The following is a 25,862-nucleotide window of genomic DNA, read 5'->3' on the forward strand; positions in this document are numbered from 1 at the left end:
GGGTCGTTAGCTCAGTTGGTAGAGCAGTTGGCTTTTAACCAATTGGTCGAAGGTTCGAATCCTTCACGACCCACCACCTTCTAAAGCACCTTAAATATCCCCTTAATACCGAGTAAAACCGCTTTCGACGTAAAAGCCCTAGCTTTTGTGTGACATTGCTCACCCTTTGGGGTGTATTGAGTGTTTCTTCTCTATTCTGCGCTATAACATGAGCTTAACCTTGTTGTTACCAGTGGTCTTAATAGACTTTTCGCTAATGTAACAACTGGTGGCGATAGTCCATTATGGACGAGGGAGAATAATAATGAGGAACTACTCATGAGTAACAAAACGGTTTTATCACTATCAGCACTCGCACTGGCGATGGCATCAACATCGGCATCGGCCTTGACCATTAATGATCTGCAAGACACTAAGTTCACCTTTGGTGGTTACGTGAAAGCAGACCTTATGTTTAGTAACTACGGCAACGGTGCACCCGACTCCGGCAATTTGTCTCGTAACTTCTACGTTCCGGGCACAATTTATGGTGTAGATGGAAACGCTAAAGAAGCCATTGATATGAACGTTCGTGAAAGCCGCTTTAACTTTGGTACATCTACCAACGTTGACGGCCATGAAATCAAGACTCTAGTAGAAATGGACTTTTTAACCACGTCCGACGGTAATGAGCGGGTTTCAAACAGCTACGCACCACGTTTACGCCATATGTTTGTGAGCGTTGACAATTGGTTAGTGGGTCAAACTTGGTCTACCTTCCAAAATCCAGGCGCATTGCCAGAAGCGTTAGATTTCGTTGGTGCCGCTGAGGGTACGCCGTTTGTACGCCAAACCCAAATTCGCTACACCAATGGTGGTTTCCAATTCGCAGTCGAAAACCCAGAAGCAACCATTACCGCTCAAGATGGCAGTCGTAAAGTCAGTGGTACCGGCAGCTACATGCCAGACTTTGTTGCTCGTTATAACCTAGAAGCTGGTATTACCAAGTTTACCTTTGCCGGTTTGGCTCGCCAGCTAAGCTACAAAACCAGCACCATGGACGAAAGCGTATTCGGTTATGCGGTATCGGCTACCGGTGTGATTCAAATTCGTAATGATACTCTTAAATTTGGTGTTAACTACGGTGACGGTGCAGGACGTTATATTGCGCTTAACTACGCAAACGGCGCGTATCAAACCACTGACGGTAAGCTTAAGAGCATTAAATCGGTGTCAGAATTTGTTAGCTATCGTCACATGTGGAACGAGCAGTGGCGTTCTAATATTACTCTTTCAGCCTTCGAAGCCGATGATACCGGCATTGCTAATGCCAACAAGAAATCCATGAGTGGTAACGTTAACTTGTTGTATTCGCCAATTAAGCCTTTGACTGTCGGGGCGGAATTGTTTTATGCGAAGAACGAAAGAGAGAACGGTACTGATGGCGATTTAACGCGCGTTATCTTCTCGGTGAAGTACGCCATCTAAGGTTCGATTGTTAGCGAGCACAAAAAAGGAGACTCACGGTCTCCTTTTTTATTGACTTAATGGCGTACATTAAGCGCTGAGTAGATTGTGCTCTTTAACGTAGGCGTCGAATTCGGTAAAGCCACCAATGTGGGTTTGATCCACAAAAATTTGCGGAACCGTCTCAACTGGCTTACCAACGGTTTTCTCTAGATCGGCTTTGCTAATGCCTTCCGCATGAATGTCTACGTAACGGTACTTAAAACCTTCTAGGTTTTCTTGAAGTTGTTCAGCTACTTGCTTCGCACGTACACAATATGGACAAGCTGGGCGACCGAAAATTACAACGAACATAGTTTTTCCTCAAATTAATATTGCCCGAATATATATCACAGCTATGGGCTAAAGACTAGCTTTGAAGCAATAATGGCGAGCACGCTAACTGGCGTCATCGGCCACGCTAAATCGGCCTTGATAATCAAACAGGCTGCGAATGATTTTCCAACCGTATTTTTCTTTTTTTAGAATCAATAATTTCGGGTGTCTTAGCCGATGAGCTTGCGACACGATTGATTGAGCATCTTTGAACTCAAATTGACTGCCAGGGGCCTTTTGGTGCGGGCGAATAAACTTATGCAAACAGGCTAATCGCTGCGCTTTAGTTGTCAGTACAAACTGATGTTGATAGTCATTTGCCATGTCGTCGCGATAGGTGATTTGTAGCGCAGGTCGGCCTTTACTGTCGGTGATGGCATCAAGGGTTATGGAGGTGCAACGAAAGATGTGGTGATGCTTAAGCTTCAGCACTTGCGACAAGTGTTTGTCAGGATCCACCAGAATGCTCGTACATTGCTGACATTGGCGCGCGGCAATATCGTTTTCGCTGCCACAATCTGGGCAAATTCGGCTTCTAAAGCGAAACGAGCATTGTTGTATGGGGTTATCGCTTATGAGTGACTGGCAGCGGCGACCATAATGCTCAACAATGTCTCCATCGCTGTCGGTTTTGCCCCAGAATAAGTTGTTATAACCACACTCTGGGCAAGGTACTTGTACCGGTGTTGTATTGGGGTTAGGGCGTGGCTCACCAATTTCGGGTAGAAACAAATCGAAACCATTAGCCGCGTAGTCCACCACTAAACAGTCGTTCTTATTGGCGGAGAGCCGCAAGCCTCGACCGACCATTTGTTGGTATAAACTGATGGATGCGGTTGGCCGTAAAATAGCGATCAAATCGACATGGGGAGCGTCAAAGCCGGTGGTTAACACCGAAACATTAACCAAATATTTGATCTGCTTGTGTTTGAATTGATGAATAATGCTATTACGATTTGTCACCGGGGTTTCTGCGGTAATTAATGCGCAGTCATCGATTGGCAATAATCGGGTGATTTCTTTAGCGTGACGCACATTAGCGGCAAAAATAAGGACCCCTTGGCGATCACGGCTAAGGGCAATCACTTGCTCTATAATTTGGGTCGTAGCCCGAGAACTTTGCTTAAGTATCCGTTCGATTTGTTCCGTTGAATAATCGGCCGTCGTTGTCGCGACTAAGTCATCAAAGTCGTATTGAATGGTAACACCGTCGTACAGCTTGGGTTCGGTTAGAAACCCTTGTTTAATTAACTGACGCATTGGCAATTCAAAAATGCAGGGACCAAACGGTTTTTGATTAAGGCTGCGAACCATGCCATGGTAGTGACGCTGATAAATCCAACCAGAATCGAGACGGTAGGGCGTAGCGGTTAATCCCAATATGCACAGGTTAGGGTTATGGTGTTTCAGATGAGCGATTAAGCGTTGGTATTGAGATTGCTCATCGTCGCTGATTCGATGACATTCATCCACGATTATCAGGGAAAACTCAAGGGCAAAGTCTTCTAGGTTTCTTGCGGCGGATTGGATGCCCGCCACGATAACTGGCTGGTGAGTTTGTTTTACGTTAAGTCCTGCTGAATAAACGCCGGTTTCAATATCGAAAAGGCGAATTTTTTCCGCATTTTGCTCAACCAATTCTTTAACGTGAGTGACCACCAAAATTTTTTTGCGAGCCAAGCGTGCCAGTTCAGCAATTACAATGCTCTTGCCCGCACCAGTTGGAAGCACGACAACTGCGGGTTCCTTACTGCCTCTAAAGTGCTGAATGACGGCGTCTACCGACTGCTGTTGATACGGTCTTAACTTCACAAAATCTCCTTGATAAGCCGCCATAATTATACGGAGGTGGCTGTAAAAATCATCTGTTTAACAATTGCTCTGTAACTGACTTGTAAAGTTTGACAAAGCTGTTACAAACGCCTATTTTAAACAGGCGTTTTAATTGCAGTATTCAGGATCAACAATAAAGGATTGCCGATGTTAGCGAAGGCAGATACGAAAAACAAAATCCTAGACGCAGCAGAACGTTTATTTGCGGAGCGAGGCTTCGCGGAAACGTCATTGCGCGCTATAACTACTAAGGCTGATGTTAATCTGGCATCGGTCAATTACCATTACGGTTCTAAAAAAGAGCTCATTCGAGCGGTAATCGCTCGTTACCTTGATGAATTTATTCCTCGGGTTATTAGCTCATTAGAACAACTTCACCGTGATTTTGAACACCCCAGCTTACAGCAAGTGTTTTTTGCTTTAGTCGAGCCCTTGTTGGAGCTTGAACAGCTGAAAACAGGCGGAACACGTAACTTTTTACAACTGCTTAGTCGTGGTTTCATTGAAAATCAGGGCCATCTTCGCTGGTTTATCACCAACAATTACAGCCACGGACTGGACGCATTCGTTAAGAGCGTAGCGATCGCCGAACCCAGTATCCCACGAGATGAAATGTTTTGGAGACTGCACTTCACGCTAGGGACCGTGGTGTTCACCATGGCCTCATCGGAGGCTTTGATCAGCATTGCTGAAAATGATTTTAATGAGGACATCTCCATTGAAGATGTCATTTTACGGGTTATTCCTTACGTTGCCGCTGGAGTAGCGCAACAACCTTTTCTTTCTTCCCAAGGACAATAAGTTATGTGGTCTGTTTTACTAATAATCGTAGTATTGATTGCGCTGGTTTTATTCGTGAAAAGCCTGCGAATAAAGTTGATAAGTGCTCCGGCCTATAAATTCATCAAAAAAGCCTTGCCACCGTTATCGCAAACCGAGCGGGAAGCAATGGAAGCTGGCGATATTTGGTGGGAAGGGGAATTGTTCCGAGGTAAACCCAATTGGTCGACCTTACATGGTTACCATGCCGGGCAACTGACAGAAGAAGAGCAAAGCTTTGTCGACGTGCAGGTAAACCACGTTTTAAGTTTAATTGATGATTATGACATCACGGTTAATCGCAAAGATCTGCCGCCGGAGATTTGGGCGTATTTGAAGAAAGAAGGATTCTTCAGTCTGATCATTCCAAAGCAATACGGTGGGCGCGAGTTTTCTGCTTACGCAAACTCCACCATTGTCAGCAAAATCGCAAGCCGCAGTATTTCCACGGCGGTGACGGTAATGGTGCCCAACTCTTTGGGGCCAGGTGAATTACTCAGTCACTACGGAACTCAAGAGCAAAAAGACAAATGGTTGCCAGCGCTCGCAAAAGGCGAAGAGATTCCATGTTTCGCTCTAACCGGTCCAGAGGCGGGCTCTGATGCTGGCGCTATTCCTGATTTAGGCATTGTGTGTCGCCAAGAGTTTGAAGGCGAAGAAGTGTTGGGTATCAGTTTAACTTGGAATAAACGTTATATTACTTTAGCGCCTGTGGCGACGGTATTAGGCTTGGCATTCCAACTGCGTGACCCTGAAGGCCTGTTAGGGGGCAGTGAAGATCTTGGCATCACTTGTGCCTTAATCCCTGGCAGTCATCCAGGTGTAAACTTGGGCAATCGTCACAACCCATTGGGAATGGCGTTTATGAACGGCACAACCACAGGTAAAGACGTGTTCATTCCTATGGATTGGATCATCGGTGGGGCGGATTATGCCGGTCGAGGCTGGCGTATGTTGGTGGAGTGCTTATCTGCTGGTCGTGGTATTTCATTGCCAGCGCTGGCGACAGCAACTGGCCATATGGCCACGCGCACCACCACTGCCTATGGTTTCATTCGCAAACAATTTGGTTTGAGCATTAGCCAGTTTGAAGGAGTTCAAGAGGCCTTGGCTCGAATCGTAGCTAATACCTACCAGCTGGAAGCGGCAAGAAAGCTCACCACCACTGGCATCGATATGAAGGTTAAACCGTCGGTGGTAACAGCGATTGCAAAGTATCACATGACCGAGTTGGGTCGAGAAGTGATTAACGATGCAATGGACATTCAATCGGGTAAGGGCATTCAGCTGGGGCCGAAAAACTATCTGGCCAGCGCTTACATCGCCAACCCCATTTCCATTACCGTGGAAGGGGCTAACATTTTGACTCGCAGCTTGATGATTTTTGGTCAAGGGGCAACGCGTTGTCACCCTTATGTGTTGGCAGAAATGGAAGCGGCGGCACACGAAGATGAGAAGGTTGGCCTGAGTCGTTTCGATGGCTTGTTGGTCTCCCACATGGCTTACGCTTTCTATAACGCCTTTACCTCCTTTACATCAGCGTTAACCGGCAGTCGTTTTAACGACTCGCCAATTGCAGGTGAGGTTGCGGGTTATTACAAAGATATGCAACGCCTGTCGTCGGCGTTATCTTTTATGACCGATTTGTCCATGCTGACCTTAGGCGGCGACCTGAAGCGCAAAGAAATGCTGTCGGCTCGACTAGGTGATGCGTTAAGTGAATTGTATTTGGCCTCAGCAACCTTGAAATTGTTTGCAGATAACGGTCATCAACATGATGAACTGCCGATTGTACATTTCACCATGCAAACCCGTTTGCATCGCTGTGCTAAAGCTTTGCAAGGCGCACAGGATAACTTCCCAGCCACCGCGATGCGTTGGCTAATGAAGTTGGTGGTGTTTCCCCTTGGCAATCGCTTTAAGCTGCCAAGTGACCAACTGGCTATTGATGTGTGTAAAACGGTAAGCCGCCCAGGCGGCGTGCGCGAGCGAATCACCCACTTGTGCCCTATTTTGCAAGACGATCAATCGGGCATCGCAGAAGTCGAGCATGCTTATCTTGCTGCATGGGATTGCCAAAAGCTGGAAGCTAAGATCAAGCAGGCGATTAAAGCCGGCAAAATCGCGGCTAAGCTGCCGATTGCAATTCGAATCGGTCAGGCTTTGAAGCAAGAAATCATCACTAAAGAAGAAGCAGACGCGCTATTACACGCTGACAAGCTTCGCAGTGAAGCGATTCAGGTGAACGAGTTCACCGCTCTTTAAAAAAAGGGGGCCAGAAAAAGGGGCCAGGCCCCCTTTTTTTAGCTTTTAGAAAAAGGGGCCTGGCCCCCTTTTTTTGGTGGCGATTACGCGACTTTTACGATTTTCATGGTATTGGTTCCGCCAATGGTTTCCATGGCATCCCCCTTAGTCATGATCACGGTATCACCGCTTTTCAAATAGCCGGATTCTTTTAAGGTTTGCGAGGCTACTTTGGCAAGTTCATCAGCGGCAATGATGGTGGTGTCAAAATGCATTGGTTTAACACCACGGTACAAGGCCATTTTCTTCAAGGTCTTTTGATGACGAGATAACGCAAAAATAGGCAGTTTCGAGGTAATTCTCGACATTAACAATGCGGTACTACCAGATTCGGTCAGTGCCACGATGGCTTTGACCTCAGGCATGTGGTTTGCCGCGTACATGGTCGAAAATGCGATGGTTTCTTCTACCGTCTTAAACATCTCGGTCATGCGATGCTTCGACACTTGAACCGTTGGGTGGCGCTCAGCTCCTCGACATACTTGAGACATAGAGGCGACGGTTTCTACCGGGTACTTACCAGCGGCTGTTTCAGCAGAAAGCATAACGGCATCGGTGCCATCGAGTACGGCGTTGGCCACATCCATGACCTCCGCTCTAGTTGGCATCGGGCTATCAATCATGCTTTCCATCATTTGCGTAGCAGTGATCACCGGGCGGTCTAACTGTCGGCAACGGCTGATAAGTTTTTTCTGGACACCAATCAACTCTGGGTCACCGATTTCTACGCCTAAATCGCCCCGGGCAACCATTACCGCGTCTGACGCGAGAATAATATCGTCCATGGTATCAAGGTTGGTGACGGTTTCTGCTCGCTCAACTTTAGATACCACCATGGCGTCTAATCCCGCCTGAAGCGCTAAATCGCGGGCATAGCGTAAGTCATCACCATTGCGAGGGAAGGATACTGCCAAAAAATCCACTTGGATTTCTGCAGCGGTCAAAATGTCGTTCTTGTCTTTGTCGGTCAGTGCCGGTGCTGATAAGCCTCCGCCACGTTTATTGATGCCTTTGTTGTTTGACAATGGCCCGGCCACTTTCACTTTGGTATGAATGCGATGCTCTTCAACTCTAATGACTTCAAGCTGTACGCGTCCGTCATCAAGCATTAACCAGTCTCCGCTTACTAAGTCTTGCGGCAATTGCTTGTAATCGATGCCAACCTGCTCATTGTCGCCTAAGCCAGCACCAAGCTGTGCATCCAATATAAAATCCTGCTCAGGAACTAAGGTGACTTTACCTTCTTTAAAAGTCGATACTCGGATTTTTGGCCCTTGAAGGTCGCCTAAAATGGCAACATGGAGCTTTAGCTTGTGAGCGATTTCTCGCACCGAGTTAGCGCGCGCGATGTGATCTTGAGGCTGTCCATGAGAGAAGTTTAAACGAACAACGTTAACGCCCGCGCTGAGCAGTTGTTCTAACACCGCAGGATCATCGGTAGCCGGTCCTAAAGTTGAAACGATTTTGGTTCTACGAAACATGCGGTTCTCCATGTAGATGAGTATGAGTGAAGCCGGTTCTCATTATTTTGTAGGAATATTACGATCAAATTACCCTTATGTAAATTTTTCACAGCGGATAAAATTAATCAGCGTATGACGCTTGATTGACCTAAAAATGTGATCAACCCCCATTAAATTGCACTTCAACAAGGCCGGGCGGCTTTTCTTAGCCTTTTTCTGTGCCATTAAAAAAGGTCGTAACTTTCAGTTTTGAAAGCGTACGACCTTAACGAAATGAAAATCGATTAGGCTTCTTTATTAATTCGAGATTCTTTCAGTACCTCTTTCACTCGTTTCAGATTATCGCGAAAACGAGGGCCTCGACGTAAAGTAAAGCCCGTTGCCAAGACGTCAATTACGACCAGTTGCGCCAAGCGAGAAGCCATTGGCAAGTACATGTCGGTATCTTCTGGGACTTCCATGGTGACGGCTAAGGTGCATTCTTGACTAAGGGGTGAATTACGAGCGGTTAGAGCGAGCACTGCAGCACCATTTTCTCGGGCTAGGCGAGCAATATCGATCATGGACTTTGTTCGCCCTGTATGACTTATAAGAACCACTACCGTTCCTTCATCGCAATTGATGCAGCTCATTTTTTGCATCAAAACATCGTCAAAACAGCTGACAGGAACGTTAAATCTAAAAAACTTATTTTGGGCATCATGAGCGACGGCAGCACTGGCCCCTAGACCAAAAAAGCTGATGGTTTTTGCTTGAGTGAGAATGTCCACTGCTTTGTTGATGGCATTGGTATCTAAGCTTTGACGAGCAGTGTCTAGAGACGCCATGGACGATTCGAAAATCTTGGTGGTGTAAGAATCAGAGTTGTCGTCCTCTTCTACGTGACGAGAAACGTAAGGCGTGCCGTTTGCCAAACTCTGGGCCAAATGCAATTTAAAATCTGGAAAGCCTTTGGTATCGAGACGGCGGCAAAAGCGATTCACCGTTGGCTCACTGACGTCTGCAATTTTAGCCAAAGACGCTATGCTTGAATGAATGGCTGTTTGCGGTGAGGCTAAAATGGCTTCCGCTACTTTTCGTTCCGACTTACTGAATTGAGTTAAGTTGTTTTGGATTTTTTCTAACGTATTCATTCATATCATCCATATAATGGCGTGCACATTTTGCAGCGAAATCGCCATAGATTTATTTTATATTTTTTCATTACAGTTATTAAACTACCGAAATATGTTATGAATCAAGGCTTACACTGCAAGTTAACGGCTGAATTCTGTTGAATTCCTCTCATAAAAACAGTGATTTTTGAAAATTGTGTTGTTATATTACAACACAACCGGCTCAATCATAGTTAAATAGCAATAACAACATAATGGATGGAGATGCCAAAAATGGGCAATAGCGTAGCCGTCACTCAGGCGTGTGATTTTATCTTATTCGGAACCAAGGGCGACCTTGCGCGTCGTAAACTGTTGCCGTCTCTTTACCAACTGGATAAGTCCGGTCTGCTTAACAGCGACAGTCGCATTATAGGAGTCGCTCGAAATCCTCTTTCTCGTGAGGAGTTCCAAACACTTGTAGAAAACGCACTTAATGAGTTCGTAAAAGAAGATCTTTGCCAAGAAACGTTAGCCCGTTTTTTCGAACGATGTGACTATGTGCAGGTGGGGTTAACCGAAGTGGGCGACTACGCTCGTTTTAAAGGCGTACTTTCGGATGAGCGCATTACCGTCAATTACTTCTCAACGCCTCCAGCCCTGTTTGGCGATATTTGCGAAGGCTTAGCCAGTAACGGTCTTATAACAGAGACCACCCGTGTGGTGCTCGAAAAACCCATTGGATTTGATTTGCTCAGCTCGAAAGTCATTAACGATGTTGTTGCTAAGTTTTTCAATGAGAATCAAATCTATCGCATTGACCATTACTTAGGTAAGGAAACGGTTCAAAACCTAGTCGCTCTGCGATTCGCTAACTCGCTATTTGCATCAAAGTGGGACAACCGAACCATTGACCATGTCCAAATTTCGGTTGCCGAAGAAGTGGGGATTGAAGGGCGTTGGGGCTATTTCGATAAAGCCGGTCAAATGCGAGATATGATTCAAAACCACTTGTTACAAGTGTTGACGTTAGTGGCCATGGATCCACCGGTCAACCTTGATGCTGACTCTATTCGTGATGAGAAGGTAAAAGTACTTAAGTCGTTGCGCCGCATCAACGAAAACAACATTCACGACAAAACCGTTCGCGGACAATACACCAAGGGGTTCTTGCAAGGGAACGAAGTGCCCGGTTACCTAGAGGAAGAGGGTGCTAATCAGGCCAGTAATAGCGAAACCTTTGTCGCTTTACGGGTTGACATAGACAATTGGCGCTGGGCAGGCGTGCCGTTCTATTTGCGTTCAGGCAAGCGAATGCCAGCAAAGAGTTCGGAGATTGTCGTTCACTTCAAGAACCCGCCCCATAACTTATACCGCGAAAGCTATCGCGATTTGCCGCCAAACAAGCTCACCATACGCTTACAGCCTCATGAAGGCGTTGATATTCAAATGATGAATAAGGTTCCAGGGTTGGGGCAAAGTACACGTTTGCAAACCACAAAGCTTGACTTGAGCTTCTCTGATACCTTTAAAGATCAGCGCATTGCAGACGCCTATGAGCGTTTATTGTACGAAGCCATGCTGGGTAATCAGGCCTTGTTTGTGCGCAGAGACGAAGTCGAAGAAGCTTGGAAATGGTGCGATGGCATCATCAACGCATGGAACGAAAGTGATGAACGCCCTAAACCTTACCCTGCAGGCAGTTGGGGCCCGGTAGCTTCAATAGCCTTGATTACCAAAGACGGCCGCAGTTGGGACGAGTAGGAGAACACAATGGTTAACGTACCGGTATTTAAATCGTTTGATGAGCGGCAACAGTTAGCAAAGGCGCTTGCCCATAAAATCGCTAATCAACTGCAGTCATCGATTGACACGAGCGGCAAAGCCTCGCTGTTGGTTTCGGGGGGAAGCACTCCCTTAGCTCTGTTTGCTGCCTTGAGTGAAGAAGCGATTGAATGGCGTAAAGTGGCGGTAAGCTTAGTAGACGAGCGCTGGGTTAGCCCAACTCACCCCGATAGCAATGAGCGCTTGGTTCGCAAATATCTATTGAAAAACCGGGCAGCCTCAGCCAATTTTCACGGCCTTAAAAACATGTATGAGACACCGGAAGAAGGGGTTGCGATGGCCATTGAAGCCATCGCTCACATGCAACAACCGTTTGACGTTGTGATTCTGGGCATGGGTAATGACGGCCATACCGCCAGCTGGTTTCCATGTTCGAAAGAAATTGAAAGCGCTCTGTCGAGCGACAAGCTGTTACTGGCTGTGAATCCCACTTCGGCACCGAATGCCAGAATAAGTTTTAGTGGTAACGCCATTGCCAGCGCAAAGCAGGTCTATTTGCATTTACACGGTGACGACAAGCTTGAAACCTTGAATAAAGCGCTTGCAGGGGACGACGTTTATAGCATGCCAATTCGTTACATACTGCAAAATAAAGCACTGGCCTACGACGTATATTGGAGCAAGTAATATGAATCCGGCAGTATCACGGGTAACCGAACGAATCATTAAGCGCAGTCAAGATTCAAGACGCGATTATTTAAAGGCAATCGAAGCGGCTGCGCAATCAGGGGTTTCTAGAAAGACGCTTTCTTGCGGTAACCTAGCCCATGGTTTTGCCGCCTGTGGCCAAACCGACAAACAAGCGTTAAGCGCGTTTAACAAGTCCAATATCGGCATTGTCACGGCTTATAACGATATGTTGTCTGCCCACCAACCGTATCAAAGCTATCCTGATGTGATAAAAGCGGCCTGTAATGCTGTAGGCAGTGTCGCCCAAGTCGCCGCCGGAGTGCCGGCCATGTGTGATGGCGTGACTCAAGGCCAACCCGGTATGGAACTAAGCTTATTAAGCCGAGAAGTCATTGCCATGTCGACGGCAATTGGCTTGAGCCACAATATGTTCGATGGCGCCTTATTGCTCGGAGTGTGCGACAAAATTGTACCGGGACTCTTGATAGGCGCGCTGAGCTTTGGTCACCTTCCTATTATGTTTGTTCCTGCTGGACCTATGGCGTCCGGTATTCCAAACAAACAAAAAGCACGCGTACGCCAGTTATTCGCTCAAGGGAAAGTAGGGCGTGACGAGTTACTTGAAGCGGAATCTGCCAGCTACCATTCTGCCGGGACCTGTACCTTTTATGGCACCGCGAATTCTAATCAGTTGGTGATGGAAATGATGGGGCTGCAGTTGCCGGGCTCTTCTTTTGTGCACCCACACGATCCGCTGCGAACGGCGCTTACTGAAAAAGCAGCGCAACAAGTGTGTCGGCAAACCACGAATTCGGGTCAGTATAACCCCATCGGTCGCATTGTCGACGAGAAAGCCGTTGTTAACGGCATTGTTGGTTTGCTGGCGACGGGGGGATCTACCAATTTGACTATGCACATTGTTGCCATCGCAAGAGCCGCAGGCATTATTGTTGATTGGGACGATTTCTCTGAACTCTCTAAAGAAGTTCCGTTATTAGCCCGGGTTTACCCAAACGGAGAGGCTGATATTAATCATTTTCACGCGGCCGGTGGCATGGCGGCTTTGGTTAATCAATTGCTGGAATTGGACTTGCTGCACAAAGACGTTAACACCGTCGCTGGTGTCGGGATTGAAAAGTACACCCTGGAGCCAAGATTAATTAATGGTGAGCTGCAGTTTGTTGATGGTCCTAAACGCTCGCTGGATGAAAACGTGTTGGCCAATGCGTCGTCGCCGTTTCAAAAAAATGGCGGTTTGTCTTTGTTAAAAGGCAACCTAGGGCGAGGCGTTATTAAAGTGTCTGCAGTGGCGGAGGCGTTTCGAGTGGTCGAGGCGCCTGCGGTCGTCCTAACCGATCAAAATCAACTAAAACCCTTATTTGATGCCGGTGAACTGAACAAAGATTGCGTTGTGGTGGTGCAGGGGCAAGGACCGAAATCCAATGGCATGCCCGAATTGCACAAGCTTACACCGTATTTGGGCACGTTACAGGATAAAGGCTACAAGGTGGCATTAGTGACCGATGGCCGTATGTCTGGGGCCTCTGGCAAAGTGCCCGCGGCGATTCACGTGTATCCGGAAGCGGCGCACGGTGGTGTCATAGGTAAAGTACAAAGTGGCGATATGGTCCGTCTCGATGCGAGTCAAGGTACTTTAGAAGTATTGGTGGATGAGCAAACATTGGCGCAAAGACCTGCTTTTAAAGCCAAAGATAACGCCCATCAATACGGTATGGGTCGCGAAATGTTTTACGCGTTACGGGGGGCTTTAGGCCACCCAGAAGCTGGCGCAGGTAGCACTTTGGCATTAGACCAAGGCTACAATACAGGTAATTAGGAGCCATAATGACGATGACAACACAATGGAAGTTGCAGCCAACGGATGTATTTCAGTCCAGTAAACTGGTTCCGGTGATGGTAATTGAAAACATTCAGGATGCCGTACCATTAGCCAAGGCACTGGTTGCCGGTGGTATTAAGGTTTTAGAGGTCACTTTGCGCACCGATTGTGCACTTGAGGCCATCGCTGCCATCGCTCGGGAGGTGCCAGAGGCGCTTGTCGGTGCGGGTACGGTCATGAATCGCAAACAACTGGCGGAAGTGGAAGCGGCAGGTGCTAAGTTTGCCATCAGCCCAGGTGCTTCTCGGGATTTGCTCATTGCCGGCAAAGAGTCAAGCATTCCGCTCATTCCGGGAGTTGCCAGCATTTCTGAGGTAATGAAAGGCTTAGAATTGGGCTACACAGAGTTTAAGTTCTTTCCAGCAGAAGCGTCTGGCGGTGTAGCTGCTTTAAAAGCGTTTTCTGGGCCGTTAAATGGCGTGGTGTTCTGTCCAACCGGTGGTATCGGCGTCCATAACTATAAAGACTATTTGGCGCTTAAAAACGTAGCCTGTGTTGGTGGCAGTTGGATGGCACCTGCGGATTTGGTTAATCAAGGACAATGGCAACAAATTACCGATATTTGTCAGCAAACATTAGCCTAATAGGTTACGGCTTTTAAGCAAACAAAAAACGGCAATGCATTGATGCGTTGCCGTTTTTTGTTTGATGTGGCATCGCTTTATCGTAAAGTAAAGGTATTCACTCTACAGGAGAGTCACATGGGTGTGCGTGTTGCCATTGGTTTGATGATTGTATTTTTACTGAGCGCTTGCTCGAGTTTTAATCAGCTCAGATCGAATTTGGATGAACTGGAAAACACATATCAAACGGTAGACATACAAGTAGAGCCTTCTGATAACGAAGCACCATTGCTATTAGTGGCCTTAAACGACGCTAACGGTAAAGAAATTAGCAATCTTTGGTTGGTGGATAAACACAATGCTAACCGGATGTTGATTGCAAAATCGACTCAGTATTTGTTGGCCTTCTTTGATGACAACGGTGACTTTAAAAGACAACAAGATGAGCCTTATCAGCTCATACCATTCAAGGCCACCAGTACGATAACGATAGCGCCGTCAAAATTTAACCGAACTCAAGTGCTTAGCGGTTTAAATGGGCGCGATCTCACCTTGAGTGACGACCCCATCATGCGTCAGTTTCGTATTGGCGCTTTAGCCAGCATCGATGACGTACGGTTTGATTTATCTCAAGCCGACTTAGGGCTTTGGCAACCCATGGAGCAGGTAAAAAGTGGCATTACCGGCCTTTATTTTGTTGATGAATATAACGCTCATAAACCCATGGTGTTGTTTGTGCATGGTATGAAAGGCTCCCCACGGAACTTCCAATCCATTATTCGTAAGGTGCAAGCCGAAGGTTACCAAGTATTGGTGTATTACTACCCAAGCGGTCTGTCGTTGGACACCATTTCCGATGGATTATTTGAAAGCTTAGCGGTGGCTCAACACAAATACGCGGTAAAACGAATACATTTGGTTGCCCATAGTATGGGCGGCTTAATAAGCAAAGCCTTTTTAAATCGGTGTGAAGTGGCTCCAAATTGCATCGAAGTTACCAGTTTTACGAGCGTTTCGACCCCATTTCAGGGGGTGAAAAGTGCCGAGGCGGGCGTCGCCTATGCGCCGGTTGTCGTCCCTGCTTGGCAGGATCTGCAGCCGAGCAGCGAATTTATTAAGCAGCTTTATTCTGTTACTTCAAAAACGCCGCATCTGTTGGTGTTTAGTTACCAATTAACGGGCATCATCAACAGCGAGAGCAGTGATGGTGTAATCGCGCTTTCAAGTCAGTTAGACAGCAGAGCTCAATTACTGGCCACTCGCATGTTAGGGTTGCCATTGGGGCATGTGAACGTGCTTGATAGTGAAATGTTGTATGAACAAATGTTGACGTTTTGGAGAGATAATGAACCCGATTAGCCGAACTGAAGAGCTGGAGTATGCGGGCTTTTGGATACGAGTAGCCGCTTCCTTAATTGATACTATTTTATTAGCCTTCTTAGTGCTGCCATTGTTATATGCGTTTTTTGGTCCACAGTATTTTTCACTGACCAGCCAAGGCAGTTACGGAATGCTCGACACGCTCATAAACTACGCGTTGCCTGCCATGGTCATTGTGTTGTTTTGGCTATATCGCAGCGCAACCCCAGGTAAAATCTGGTTAGGGCTCATTATTGTTGATGCGTACTCTGGAGAGCGACCGTCGCCTACACAGTTGTTTATCCGTTATCTGGGGTACTATGTGTCAATGCTGCCTTTGTTTGCAGGACTTATTTGGGTTGGGCTTGACCAACGTAAGCAAGGCTTTCACGACAAACTGGCCAGTACTCTCGTCGTACGTACCCACAAAAAAAGACCGGTTAATCAAGATTAACCGGCCTGCATATTCGCAGTTTTAAAATCGGTGTGATGGGAAGGAGACCAATTCACACCGTTAAGGCAAAGGGTTAGGCGTTCATCATAGCAACCGCGTTATCGAGCATACGATTACTAAAACCCCACTCGTTGTCGTACCATGACATCACTTTAACTAAGCGTCCTTTTACTCGAGTTTGAGTGGCATCAAAACTGGAAGAGTAGGGGCTGTGGTTGAAGTCGATGGATACCAGCGGTGCTTCGTTTACTTCTAACACTTGATTCAAAGGCGCTTGGTTACAGGCGTTTTTGATAAGCTCATTAACTTCTTCGGCAGTGGTGTCTCGACTGGCTACAAAGTTCAAATCCACCAATGATACGTTGGCGGTGGGAACACGCACTGCCATTCCATCGAATTTTCCTTGTAATTCAGGAACAACTAATCCAACCGCTGCGGCAGCTCCAGTGCGAGTAGGGATCATCGACAGCGCAGCCGCTCGAGCGCGGCGTAAATCCGTGTGGTATACATCGGATAGGCGTTGGTCATTGGTATACGCATGAATGGTGGTCATAAGGCCAGACTCAATACCAATGGCATCATTTAAAATTTTCGCTACCGGAGCCAGGCAATTGGTGGTGCAAGAGGCATTAGAAACCACAGTCATATCGGCGCTAAGCTCGTCTTGGTTAACCCCATACACTACGGTTGCATCAACGTTTTTACCTGGGGCTGAGATTAAGACTTTCTTAGCTCCTGCATCAAGGTGAGGTTGTACCGCTTCTTTACTGGTGAACATACCGGTGCACTCCATGACGATGTCGACGTCAAGTTCGTGCCAAGGTAGTTTCGCAGGATCCATTTGACTGTAGGTGTTAATTTTGTCGCCGTTAACAAAAATGGCAGAGTCCGCTTGTTCAACACTGGCGCCAAAGCGACCGTGTACTGAATCAAACTTAAGCAGGTGAGCATTAATTGCGGTATCACCAAGGTCGTTAATCGCAACCACTTTGATGGGATAATTTTGATCGCTTTCGTACAAAGCTCTAAGAATATTGCGGCCGATGCGCCCAAAACCGTTGATCGCTACCTTGATTGTCATTTTATATACCTTTTATTGCACGATTCTTTCTAGTTTGTTGTAAATTTACAATATAGAGGGGATATGTCAAGAGTAAAACCGCGATCACTCGCTGATTGGTTGTAAAGTTTTGAAATAAACTTTCAAGTGCAACGGTTTGTAAAATTGTAACGGGGTTGGGAGGCGTTGTTGCTGTTCACTGTTGTTGTTCACAATTACTGCAACTTTTTATCCTAAATAATTCGTTAGTTTATTCCAGTTAAGTGAGCTCATTCCCACCATCGATGCGGCGAAATACCAAGAATCTCGTAATTAAAGCAAAATACCAAGCATTTGCTAGCTAGAATGGGCTGAAACTGTTGCTATTGTTACATCTCTCGCTTTTTTTGGTCGCTGGAGTCGAGCTGATATTTTCATTACAATGTCGCCGAATTTTGCTGGGTCACTCATGCGTACTCTGGAGTTATAGCGAGTCGTTTGACCTGGTACCACATGCATCCTCATGAAAGATAGGACACTCTACATGACCGCTGATAAGCACTTACAAAGTTGGCAAGAACGTTTCGAATTGGCAGAAGCCATGCAGCCCATTATTGGTAAACTGTACCGCAATCAAAGCGTTGAGCTAAGTGTATTTGGCCGTGCACTATTAAACGCCTCTACCATCGACATCATTAAATCTCACCGCTTGGTTCGTCGTCATACTGGTGAAAAACTAAGATTGCGCGAGTCGTTCCCTTTCATTGAGGCGTTAAGTCGCTTAGAAGTTCGTAACGCTCGCATTGATATTGGTAAAGTGGCCCATGCATTTTGGACCAGTGGTCGTGATGCCAGCGAAATCGAAAGCTACTTAAAGCAAGAGCTTGCGTCGTGCATTTCAGAGCAAGATGAAACTGAAGCTCGCGATGTTGTGCTGTATGGTTTCGGCCGTATCGGTCGCTTATTAGCGCGTTTGCTTATTGAGCGCACCGGCTCGAACAACAAAATGCGTTTGAAAGCGATTGTGGTACGTGGTGGTCGTGAAGGCGATCTAGAAAAGCGTGCAAGCTTACTGCGCCGTGATTCAATTCATGGCCCATTTAACGGCTCAGTGTACTTGGACGAAGAAAACAACGCGATTGTCGCCAACGGTCAATTCATTCAAGTTATCTATGCCAACTCACCCGATGAAATTGATTACACCGAGTACGGGATCAACAACGCATTGATTGTCGATAACACGGGTATCTGGAAAGACGAAGCCGGTCTGGGATTGCACCTAAAATCCAAAGGCGTTTCTAAAGTACTACTAACCGCACCGGCTGGCGGTGATATTAAGAACGTTGTATACGGTGTTAACCACAACGACATTCTTGATGAAGACAAAATCATGTCGGCGGCAAGCTGCACGACCAACGCCATTACGCCGGTATTAAAAGCGGTTCATGATGAGTACGGCATTAGCAGCGGTCACGTTGAAACGGTTCACTCTTATACCAACGATCAAAACTTGATCGACAACTATCATAAAGCCGATCGTCGTGGTCGTAGCGCACCATTAAACATGGTTATTACCTCGACAGGTGCTGCTAAAGCAGTAGCTAAAGCCTTCCCAGAGCTTAAAGGCAAGCTTACTGGTAACGCAATTCGCGTGCCGACACCAAACGTGTCGATGGCTATCATGAATCTAAACTTAGACAAAGCGGTTGATCGCGATACCCTCAATGATTACTTACGCAACACGTCTCTATACTCGGATTTACGCAATCAAATCGATTACACCGAATCAACAGAGATTGTATCGACCGACCTTGTAGGTTCACGTTACGCGGGTATTGTTGATTCTCAAGCGACCATTGCCGATGACAACCGCTGTGTATTGTACGTATGGTACGACAACGAGTTTGGATACAGCTGTCAGGTGATTAGCGTCATGCGTCGCATGCTTAATGTAGAGCTTAGCTACTTCCCTAAGTAATTGACTGGAATGTCGTTAACGCGACAGTAAGTCAATAAGCCCAAGGGCTATCGATGCCGCTCCTTATTAGAGAGCGGCATTTTTTTTGGCGAACCAAGGAGGGACTGGTGCTGGCGTCTATTGTGCAACCAAAGCGGTTTCTATAAACTCAAACGCACTATGGACTATGCACTTTATACTTAAGCAATAACGAGCAAAAATGGAGCCTTCTTTATGAGTGATTCAGTCACTATCAATAGTCAATTTGACGGCGGTAACATCGAGGTTATCGACAGCAGCGATCGCAACAACATACAACTGGCGATTCGGCCCGACGAAGGTGGCGAATTCTTTCAATGGTTCAATTTTAAACTGTCCGGTGAACCGGGAGCGTTGCACCAACTGCGTATTACCAATGCCGCTAAAGCGTCATACGTTGACGGTTGGCACGACTACCAAGCGGTTGCCAGTTACGATAGGCAGGAGTGGTTTCGTCTTCCTACCCGCTACCACAATGGCGAGCTGTTGATTGATTTGGATCTGCAAGCGCCGCAAATTCAAATCGCTTATTTCGCGCCGTATTCTTTGGAGCGCCATTTTGATTTGTTAGCCGAATGTCAAAGCCATCCATACGTTACCTTAGAGACTTTAGGACAAACTCTGGACGGTCGAGACTTTTCTTTAATGAAAATTAGCAGCGATGACAAAGTCACCAATAAGACCAAGGTTTGGGTAACCGCGCGCCAACATCCAGGTGAAACCATGGCACAGTGGTGGGTTGAAGGCTTCCTGCAAAAACTGCTGGATCCTGACTGCGCTCGTTCTCGTCAGTTGCTTGAGCGCGCCGACGTCTACCTAGTGGCAAACATGAACCCAGATGGCAGTCATAGAGGCCATTTAAGAACCAACGCCAAAGGGGTTAATTTGAACCGCGAATGGCAAACGCCGTCCATGGCTTTAAGCCCTGAGGTGTTTTTAACCATAGAGAAAATGAAGCAGGTTGGGGTTGATTTCTACTTGGATGTCCACGGCGATGAAGGTCTGCCTTACGTCTTTATTGCCGGTGGTGAAGGCATACCGGCTTGGAACAATGACATGGCAAAAGAGCAGGCCTGCTTCCTTGATATGCTGTCGCTGTCCAGTGGTGAGTTTCAAACCAAAGAAGGCTACCCAAAAGACAAACCTGGTGAAGCCAACCTAACCGTAGCATCGAACTGGGTGGGTAATCATTTCAATTGTTTGGCCAACACCTTAGAAATGCCATTTAAGGATAACGCCAATTTGCCTGACTCGGCGAGCGGCTGGTCTTTAGAGCGTTCGCAACAACTTGGCGAAGATTGCGCCAATGCCATTAGTCTGTTTTTGCAAGCAAAATCATAACGACGGCAGACGGCTCAGGTTAACTCAATCTGAGCCATAAAATGTTAAAGAAAGGTTATTAATGTGATAACCTAAGCCATTGTTTAGGCTTTCGCTCATTTCGCAAAAGCCTAGGGTGAGCGTTTATTAAATAATAATAACCAACAAGGATTCTCTTCGTGGAAATGATCAATCATTTGTTGCTGACTCTCGATGGCTTTTTAGGCTCGGCGGCATACTTCCCATTTGTATTGTTAGGCGTCGGCCTATTTTTCACCATCTATCTTCGATTTCCTCAAATTCGCTTTTTCAAGCACGCTTGGCGAGTGGTCACTGGTAAGTTTAAAAAGCCAGGTGTCGAGGGCGATACCAGTCATTTTCAAGCGCTAAGTACCGCGTTATCAGGTACCGTTGGCACGGGGAATATTGGTGGGGTTGCCTTTGCTATTTTCCTAGGCGGACCGGCGGCGCTTTTTTGGATGTGGATGACGGCGTTTTTGGGGATGACCACCAAATTTGTCGAAGTAACCTTGTCTCACAAATACCGTGAAAAAACAGCAGATGGCACCATGGCGGGTGGCCCAATGTATTTCATGGACAAAGGCTTGAACATGAAGTGGCTTGGGGTGTTGTTTGCCATAGCAACTGTTGCTTCTGCCTTTGGTACAGGCAGCATGCCGCAATCCAATAACATTGCCGTGGGCCTTGAAGACACCTTTGGAATCGATCCTTTCATTACCGGCGGGGTACTCTCCATTTTGTTGGCTTTGGTGGTGTTAGGCGGTATTAAGCGCATTGCCAAAGTAACTTCCGCTTTAGTCCCAACCATGTCGGTGATCTATGTGATTGGCGCGTTGGGGGTGATTTTATATAACATTGATAACCTAGTCCCGGCGTTTTTAAGCGTTTGGCAAGATGCCTTCACCGGCTCTGCGGCGGCTGGCGGTTTCTTAGGGGCAACCTTTGCTTACGCCTTTAACCGAGGTGTGAATCGCGGCTTATTTTCAAACGAAGCGGGGCAGGGTTCGGCACCCATAGCTCACGCATCGGCAAAAACCGATGAGCCGGTAGCAGAAGGTATGGTATCCATTCTTGAACCTTTCATTGATACCATCATTATTTGTACGTTAACCGGCATGGTGATCCTGTCATCAGGGGTATGGACTCAAAAACACGAAAACGTATTCCAACGGGCTGACATGCAGTTTATTCAGGGCATCTACAGTGACGACAATGATGCTGATCGCGAGCAACTGTTCAAGCACTTAACGCTGCAAAAAAGCCAGGTAACGCCCTACAGCGGTATGGTTGAATTGGTCGACGGTGTCGCTCAATCTCCTGAGTTCACCTTAATCGCGGCGCGCTCTATTGCTGAAGACATTCGTTTTTCGATTAACGATCATCCTTATACGGGCGTGATTAATATTCGTGAAGGTAAGCTCACCGATCCTCGAATTATGGTGGACGGCAAGAGTCTAATCCACTCTACAAAATTAACGACGGAAGCATTTACTCACGGCTTCTTCGGTGAAAGTGGTAAGTACATTGTGTCCATTGGTTTGTTGTTATTTGCGTTCTCAACAGCCATTGCTTGGTGTTATTATGGCGACCGTGCCATGATTTATCTTGTCGGTATTAGGGGAGTAATGCCGTTTCGAGTATTTTATGTCGCAGGATTCTTTACCGCTGCCATCTCAGATACCACCATGGTGTGGAACTTAGCGGCGGTGGCGATTGTAATTATGACTTTACCCAACTTATTTGGATTACTCATGCTGTCAAAGGAAATGAAGCAAGAGGTGAATAAGTACTGGGAAAAAATGAAGGACAAATAATGGCACTGATTCATTGTCCTATTTGCGATAAACGCAATTCAGACAAAGCCAAAGCCTGTCAACACTGCAACACGCCTTTTGATGGCGATCAAGAGGCGTTAGCGAGACAAAAACGCATCGCGAAAATTAAAAAACAAGCGAGCCTAACCACCCACAGCTTCGCAGCGCTTACTATGGTGGTCGCTGCGATAACCGTTTATTTTTGGGGGCTTGAAACCCCGAGCCCAGAGCGGCAAATGACCGCCTACAGCCTAGGGTTTGTCGGAAGCGTCTGGTATGTGGTCTCCAGAGTTCGTTTGTTTTTAAGTAAGCGAGGTGGCGCGTGAGCGAACTGAATAAAGTCATTGAGAACATGCCCCATGAGGTGTACCTCAATCTTAAGCAAGCGGTAGAACTGGGTAAGTGGCCAGATGGAAGCCTGTTAACCGAGGCTCAGAAAGAATCGAGCATGCAAGCCATCATTTTGTACCAAGCCACCCGCTTGCAACAAACCGACCACCTTATGGTCGGCAAAGACGGACAGCTTAATCACAAATCTAAGGCGCAACTGAAGGAGCAATTTAGCCCCGACAGCATCGCTAATTTTCAAGAAAAAGATTTGTAAGTTGATTAGGGCGTTAATTCACCGCGCAAACTGCGCTGCATTTGCGCTCTAATACTTGCCACAGGCAAGTCTTTGGAGAGCAAATAATGCAATTTAGCCAACGCCGCTTCTGTGGTCATGTCAAAGCCACTGAGCACTCCGGCAGCGGCTAAGGCATTGCCGGTAGCGTAACCTTCCATATTAACTTTACCTTGCAGACATTGCGTCAGGTTTATGATGACAATGCCGCGCTCACAGGCTTGTTTTAACAGGCTCAATAAGTTTTTATCTTGTGGCGCATTACCAACGCCATAGCTTTGTAATATCAAGGCTTTAACTGGTTGTTGTAGTATATTGTCGATGACTTGAGCCGATATTCCAGGATACAGAGTAACCACGCCAATGGGTTGCGGTTTGATGGTTTGCACTGTCAGTTGATTGTCTTGGGATTGCTGGCTTAATTCGCCGGCCTTTAGCTGAATTTGAATACCCGCCTCCAGCAGTTCCGGATAATTCGGGCTGCCAAAAGCGTTAAAGCCATCAGCATGCACTTTGGTGGTGCGATTCCCTCGAAACAACTTGTTGTTGAAGAATAAGCAGGTTTCAGCAATGGGATACTGTGCCGCAATATAAAGCGCATTCAGTAGATTGGTTTGACCGTCAGAACGAAGTTGAGCCAGCGGTATTTGAGAGCCGGTCACAATCACGGGCTTAGTTAATCCTTCCAACATAAAAGATAACGCCGAGGCAGTGAAGGCCATTGTGTCGGTACCGTGAAGAATCACAAACCCGTCGTAGTGGTCATAATTGGCTTTTATATCGTCGGCAATGCGCTGCCAGTCTTGTGGCGACATATCCGACGAGTCAATCAATGGCGCATACTCAGAAATGGTAAAACTGGGCATATCTGGATGATAGAACTCTGGCATGTCTTTGATGCACTGAGTCAAAAAACCAGCCACGGGCGCGTAGCCTTGAGGGGTTTTCTGCATGCCTATCGTACCACCGGTGTAAGCGACGTAAATGGATGCTTGAGTCATAAAGGTTTGATACTAAAAAGCCGAGTAGATGTGTGAATTATACTGACAAATACTCGGCTTAGCGATACGAGATTAACGATAGATTAATCGTTGATACAAGCCTCGCATAGAACGTATGCATGGCTTGGATCATCAAACTGCTGCAGGCGTTCAAATTGCTGTTCAACTTGCGCTAACATTTTCTTAGCTACGCTTTGCGACGGCTGTGTTTGAGGCAAGTATGCTTGCGCGCCGGCGAAAAATTGCTGTACCAGCTTTTGCTCTTTGGTGAGCTCTTTTTCAATCAGCTTAGTGTCATACTGTTCCAAGTCAGCCAAAGACGCCGCTTTGGCTAGGGCTTGGTCAATATCACCGAGCTCGTCGACTAAGCCTAACTCCAAGGCTTTGCTGCCGGTCCACACGCGCCCTTGAGCAATTTTATCCACCTCCACCGGAGTCATATTTCGCCCTTCGGCTACGATTTCTAAGAAGTTGCGATACCCTTTTTCAATTTGAATTTGAATGTTGGTTTTCATGGCATCACTTAAGCCGGTAGCGGGGCCTGAACCGACAAAGTCAGTGGTACCAACGCCGTCGGTATGTACACCAATGTGTGTCAAAGAATCTTCAAAGGTGGGGATGAACCCAAAAATGCCAATGGATCCGGTAATGGTTGTTGGGTTCGCGAATATATAATCTGAGCTTGCTGAAATCCAATAACCACCAGATGCTGCTACAGAGCTCATGCTCGCAACCACCGGCTTACCGGCGGCTTTAAGAGCCAGTACTTCTTGGCGAATGACTTCCGAGGCGAAGGCGCTGCCACCAGGGCTATCTACCCGCAGCACTACCGCTTTAATGTTATCGTCAAAGCGGGCTTTGCGAAGCAGGGCTGCGGTGCTCTCGCCACCAATTTGTCCTGCAGGTTTCTTGCCATTTTGAATGGTACCTTTGGCAACCACTAAGCCAATTTCATCAACGTTGCTGACCGGGTTTTCAGTCGGTTTTACCAGATCATAATAGGCCTGAAACCCAACCCGTTCATAAGAGTGGTCATCATCTTCACCAACAAGCTCAATCATTTTATCTCTAAATTGCTGAGTCACCATCAGTTCGTCGACCCAACCTAGGTTCTTTGCCATGAGCGCTGTGTCGCCGCCGGCTTCGTTGAGTGCTTTAAGCAGCTCAGGCTCGGCAGTAGGAAATGCGCTTACCTCTACTGAGCGATTAGCTGCAACCGTATCTAAATAATGTCCCCAAAGCTCGTCTAACCATTGTTGGTTAGCTTCTCTTGCTGGTTCGGACATGTCGTTGCGAATGTAGGGTTCGATGGCCGATTTATAGGTTCCGACACGGAATACATGCGCATTTACTTTGAGCTTTTCTAGGGCTTCTTTGTAGTACATGCGATAAACGCCAAAGCCTTCCAACCCAATGGCGCCCATTGGGTTTAAATATATTTCGTCGGCATAGGAGGCCAGATAATATTGAGCTTGGCTATACCACTTCGAAGCCGCAATTACCGGTTTGCCGCTTTCTTTGAAGGCTTCAATGGCTAAACCAACTTGATGGAGTTTACTTAATCCGGTGGAGTGCATCAAACCTGGTGCAATAACTAACGCGGTGATGCGATCGTCAACTGCGGCGTTGTTAATGGCGTAAACCAATTCACTGATCAATATTTCATTTTCTACGCCATCGCCATTGCTCTGTGCCAAAATTGCTTCAAATGGGTCTTGATAGCGCTTTTGTTCTACAAGGGAGCCATTAAGGTTTAACACCAAGGCTTGACTGTCTTTAAGTTGCAACTTGTCTTCACCTGAGCCAGCAGCAACTAATATGACAGCCAGTATGCCGAAAAATATGAGGTTTAAAATCAATTTTCGGGTGGTATTGATCAAGTTCCACAGAAACTTAAATACGTTAACGACCACAGAGGGTTTACGATCCATAAAGCAATGTCCAAATAAGGTTTTCCTTAGTTT

Annotated in this window: 21 protein-coding genes and 1 tRNA gene; 15 read left to right on the forward strand and 7 right to left on the reverse strand. The window is 46.8% G+C overall.

The features are described 5' to 3' along the window. Together CLC91_RS14050 and CLC91_RS14055 are read left to right on the forward strand one after the other, a co-directional pair. Positions 1-76 (forward strand) — tRNA-Lys (locus tag CLC91_RS14050). A gap of 242 nt (positions 77-318) precedes the next feature. Next, complete coding sequence (locus CLC91_RS14055; protein WP_095500563.1) at positions 319-1,467, forward strand: DcaP family trimeric outer membrane transporter; 1,149 nt, start codon at positions 319-321, stop codon at positions 1,465-1,467. A gap of 69 nt (positions 1,468-1,536) precedes the next feature. On the opposite strand, the gene CLC91_RS14060 is transcribed toward CLC91_RS14055, so the two are convergent. Further along, the gene (locus CLC91_RS14060; protein WP_095499186.1) at positions 1,537-1,800 is read right to left on the reverse strand and encodes a GrxA family glutaredoxin; all 264 of its coding nucleotides are present in this window, start codon (positions 1,798-1,800) and stop codon (positions 1,537-1,539) included. Positions 1,801-1,884: 84 nt separating this feature from the next. Further along, the gene (locus tag CLC91_RS14065) at positions 1,885-3,657 is read right to left on the reverse strand and encodes a DEAD/DEAH box helicase (RefSeq protein WP_095499187.1); all 1,773 of its coding nucleotides are present in this window, start codon (positions 3,655-3,657) and stop codon (positions 1,885-1,887) included. 144 nt (positions 3,658-3,801) lie between these two features. On the opposite strand from CLC91_RS14065, the gene CLC91_RS14070 reads away from it, so the two are divergent. Beyond that, the gene (locus CLC91_RS14070) at positions 3,802-4,455 is read left to right on the forward strand and encodes a TetR/AcrR family transcriptional regulator (protein ID WP_095500564.1); all 654 of its coding nucleotides are present in this window, start codon (positions 3,802-3,804) and stop codon (positions 4,453-4,455) included. Positions 4,456-4,458: 3 nt separating this feature from the next. Further along, positions 4,459-6,738: an acyl-CoA dehydrogenase gene (locus tag CLC91_RS14075; RefSeq protein ID WP_095500565.1), complete on the forward strand. Its 2,280-nt coding sequence runs from the start codon at positions 4,459-4,461 to the stop codon at positions 6,736-6,738. Between the two features lie 83 nt (positions 6,739-6,821). On the opposite strand, the gene pyk is transcribed toward CLC91_RS14075, so the two are convergent. Together pyk and CLC91_RS14085 are read right to left on the reverse strand one after the other, a co-directional pair. Continuing rightward, the gene (pyk, locus tag CLC91_RS14080; RefSeq protein ID WP_095500566.1) at positions 6,822-8,258 is read right to left on the reverse strand and encodes a pyruvate kinase; all 1,437 of its coding nucleotides are present in this window, start codon (positions 8,256-8,258) and stop codon (positions 6,822-6,824) included. A gap of 266 nt (positions 8,259-8,524) precedes the next feature. Continuing rightward, complete coding sequence (locus CLC91_RS14085) at positions 8,525-9,373, reverse strand: MurR/RpiR family transcriptional regulator (RefSeq protein ID WP_095499191.1); 849 nt, start codon at positions 9,371-9,373, stop codon at positions 8,525-8,527. Positions 9,374-9,628: 255 nt separating this feature from the next. On the opposite strand from CLC91_RS14085, the gene zwf reads away from it, so the two are divergent. The 6 genes from zwf to CLC91_RS14115 all read left to right on the forward strand — a co-directional run bounded on the left by zwf (position 9,629) and on the right by CLC91_RS14115 (position 16,085). Continuing rightward, a complete protein-coding gene (zwf, locus tag CLC91_RS14090) occupies positions 9,629-11,098 on the forward strand; it encodes a glucose-6-phosphate dehydrogenase (RefSeq protein ID WP_095500567.1) in 1,470 nt (489 codons plus the stop codon). Positions 11,099-11,107: 9 nt separating this feature from the next. Then, on the forward strand, positions 11,108-11,806 hold the full coding sequence (gene pgl, locus CLC91_RS14095) for a 6-phosphogluconolactonase (RefSeq protein ID WP_095499193.1): 699 nt from the start codon (positions 11,108-11,110) through the stop codon (positions 11,804-11,806). Position 11,807: 1 nt separating this feature from the next. Continuing rightward, positions 11,808-13,646 (forward strand): phosphogluconate dehydratase, encoded by a 1,839-nt coding sequence (gene edd / locus CLC91_RS14100; RefSeq protein ID WP_095499194.1) that lies wholly within the window; start codon positions 11,808-11,810, stop codon positions 13,644-13,646. 8 nt (positions 13,647-13,654) lie between these two features. Beyond that, positions 13,655-14,293: a bifunctional 4-hydroxy-2-oxoglutarate aldolase/2-dehydro-3-deoxy-phosphogluconate aldolase gene (locus tag CLC91_RS14105; protein WP_408634236.1), complete on the forward strand. Its 639-nt coding sequence runs from the start codon at positions 13,655-13,657 to the stop codon at positions 14,291-14,293. A 117-nt stretch (positions 14,294-14,410) separates the two neighbouring features. After that, on the forward strand, positions 14,411-15,631 hold the full coding sequence (locus CLC91_RS14110; protein WP_158220751.1) for an esterase/lipase family protein: 1,221 nt from the start codon (positions 14,411-14,413) through the stop codon (positions 15,629-15,631). Then, the gene (locus CLC91_RS14115; RefSeq protein ID WP_179287574.1) at positions 15,618-16,085 is read left to right on the forward strand and encodes an RDD family protein; all 468 of its coding nucleotides are present in this window, start codon (positions 15,618-15,620) and stop codon (positions 16,083-16,085) included. Before CLC91_RS14110 ends, CLC91_RS14115 begins: the two co-directional genes overlap by 14 nt. Before the next feature lie 73 nt (positions 16,086-16,158). Here the strand turns inward: CLC91_RS14115 and gap are convergent, their stop codons facing one another. Next, complete coding sequence (gene gap / locus CLC91_RS14120; protein ID WP_095499196.1) at positions 16,159-17,166, reverse strand: type I glyceraldehyde-3-phosphate dehydrogenase; 1,008 nt, start codon at positions 17,164-17,166, stop codon at positions 16,159-16,161. 502 nt (positions 17,167-17,668) lie between these two features. Here gap and CLC91_RS14125 point away from each other — a divergent pair. From CLC91_RS14125 to CLC91_RS14145, 5 genes are all read left to right on the forward strand, one after another. Further along, on the forward strand, positions 17,669-19,102 hold the full coding sequence (locus CLC91_RS14125; protein WP_095500569.1) for a glyceraldehyde-3-phosphate dehydrogenase: 1,434 nt from the start codon (positions 17,669-17,671) through the stop codon (positions 19,100-19,102). A 213-nt stretch (positions 19,103-19,315) separates the two neighbouring features. Further along, on the forward strand, positions 19,316-20,461 hold the full coding sequence (locus tag CLC91_RS14130) for a M14 family metallopeptidase (RefSeq protein ID WP_095499198.1): 1,146 nt from the start codon (positions 19,316-19,318) through the stop codon (positions 20,459-20,461). A gap of 158 nt (positions 20,462-20,619) precedes the next feature. Beyond that, complete coding sequence (locus CLC91_RS14135; protein WP_095499199.1) at positions 20,620-22,275, forward strand: alanine/glycine:cation symporter family protein; 1,656 nt, start codon at positions 20,620-20,622, stop codon at positions 22,273-22,275. Further along, positions 22,275-22,601 (forward strand): zinc ribbon domain-containing protein, encoded by a 327-nt coding sequence (locus CLC91_RS14140; protein ID WP_095500570.1) that lies wholly within the window; start codon positions 22,275-22,277, stop codon positions 22,599-22,601. The genes CLC91_RS14135 and CLC91_RS14140 overlap by 1 nt, the downstream gene beginning before the upstream one ends. Then, positions 22,598-22,879, forward strand: a complete 282-nt coding sequence (locus tag CLC91_RS14145; protein ID WP_095499201.1) for a YeaC family protein — start codon at positions 22,598-22,600, stop codon at positions 22,877-22,879. Before CLC91_RS14140 ends, CLC91_RS14145 begins: the two co-directional genes overlap by 4 nt. 5 nt (positions 22,880-22,884) lie before the next feature. On the opposite strand, the gene ansA is transcribed toward CLC91_RS14145, so the two are convergent. Both ansA and sppA read right to left on the reverse strand, forming a co-directional pair. Then, on the reverse strand, positions 22,885-23,898 hold the full coding sequence (gene ansA, locus CLC91_RS14150; RefSeq protein ID WP_095499202.1) for an asparaginase: 1,014 nt from the start codon (positions 23,896-23,898) through the stop codon (positions 22,885-22,887). Between the two features lie 83 nt (positions 23,899-23,981). Next, positions 23,982-25,829, reverse strand: a complete 1,848-nt coding sequence (sppA, locus tag CLC91_RS14155) for a signal peptide peptidase SppA (protein ID WP_095499203.1) — start codon at positions 25,827-25,829, stop codon at positions 23,982-23,984. Positions 25,830-25,862: the final 33 nt, after the last annotated feature.

The organism is Paraferrimonas haliotis, from assembly GCF_002282895.1.
Lineage (GTDB): Bacteria > Pseudomonadota > Gammaproteobacteria > Enterobacterales > Shewanellaceae > Paraferrimonas > Paraferrimonas haliotis.

Bases quoted from the DNA above. Each gene is read 5' to 3' on its own strand.
- CLC91_RS14110 (WP_158220751.1), top strand. From the start codon at position 14,411: ATGGGTGTGCGTGTTGCCATTGGTTTGATGATTGTATTTTTACTGAGC.
- pyk (WP_095500566.1), bottom strand. From the start codon at position 8,258: ATGTTTCGTAGAACCAAAATCGTTTCAACTTTAGGACCGGCTACCGAT.
- CLC91_RS14115 (WP_179287574.1), top strand. From the start codon at position 15,618: ATGAACCCGATTAGCCGAACTGAAGAGCTGGAGTATGCGGGCTTTTGG.
- CLC91_RS14125 (WP_095500569.1), top strand. From the start codon at position 17,669: ATGACCGCTGATAAGCACTTACAAAGTTGGCAAGAACGTTTCGAATTG.
- CLC91_RS14130 (WP_095499198.1), top strand. From the start codon at position 19,316: ATGAGTGATTCAGTCACTATCAATAGTCAATTTGACGGCGGTAACATC.
- zwf (WP_095500567.1), top strand. From the start codon at position 9,629: ATGGGCAATAGCGTAGCCGTCACTCAGGCGTGTGATTTTATCTTATTC.
- CLC91_RS14105 (WP_408634236.1), top strand. From the start codon at position 13,655: ATGACGATGACAACACAATGGAAGTTGCAGCCAACGGATGTATTTCAG.
- CLC91_RS14140 (WP_095500570.1), top strand. From the start codon at position 22,275: ATGGCACTGATTCATTGTCCTATTTGCGATAAACGCAATTCAGACAAA.
- CLC91_RS14060 (WP_095499186.1), bottom strand. From the start codon at position 1,800: ATGTTCGTTGTAATTTTCGGTCGCCCAGCTTGTCCATATTGTGTACGT.
- ansA (WP_095499202.1), bottom strand. From the start codon at position 23,898: ATGACTCAAGCATCCATTTACGTCGCTTACACCGGTGGTACGATAGGC.
- CLC91_RS14075 (WP_095500565.1), top strand. From the start codon at position 4,459: ATGTGGTCTGTTTTACTAATAATCGTAGTATTGATTGCGCTGGTTTTA.
- edd (WP_095499194.1), top strand. From the start codon at position 11,808: ATGAATCCGGCAGTATCACGGGTAACCGAACGAATCATTAAGCGCAGT.
- gap (WP_095499196.1), bottom strand. From the start codon at position 17,166: ATGACAATCAAGGTAGCGATCAACGGTTTTGGGCGCATCGGCCGCAAT.
- pgl (WP_095499193.1), top strand. From the start codon at position 11,108: ATGGTTAACGTACCGGTATTTAAATCGTTTGATGAGCGGCAACAGTTA.
- CLC91_RS14070 (WP_095500564.1), top strand. From the start codon at position 3,802: ATGTTAGCGAAGGCAGATACGAAAAACAAAATCCTAGACGCAGCAGAA.
- CLC91_RS14055 (WP_095500563.1), top strand. From the start codon at position 319: ATGAGTAACAAAACGGTTTTATCACTATCAGCACTCGCACTGGCGATG.
- CLC91_RS14085 (WP_095499191.1), bottom strand. From the start codon at position 9,373: ATGAATACGTTAGAAAAAATCCAAAACAACTTAACTCAATTCAGTAAG.
- sppA (WP_095499203.1), bottom strand. From the start codon at position 25,829: ATGGATCGTAAACCCTCTGTGGTCGTTAACGTATTTAAGTTTCTGTGG.
- CLC91_RS14065 (WP_095499187.1), bottom strand. From the start codon at position 3,657: ATGGCGGCTTATCAAGGAGATTTTGTGAAGTTAAGACCGTATCAACAG.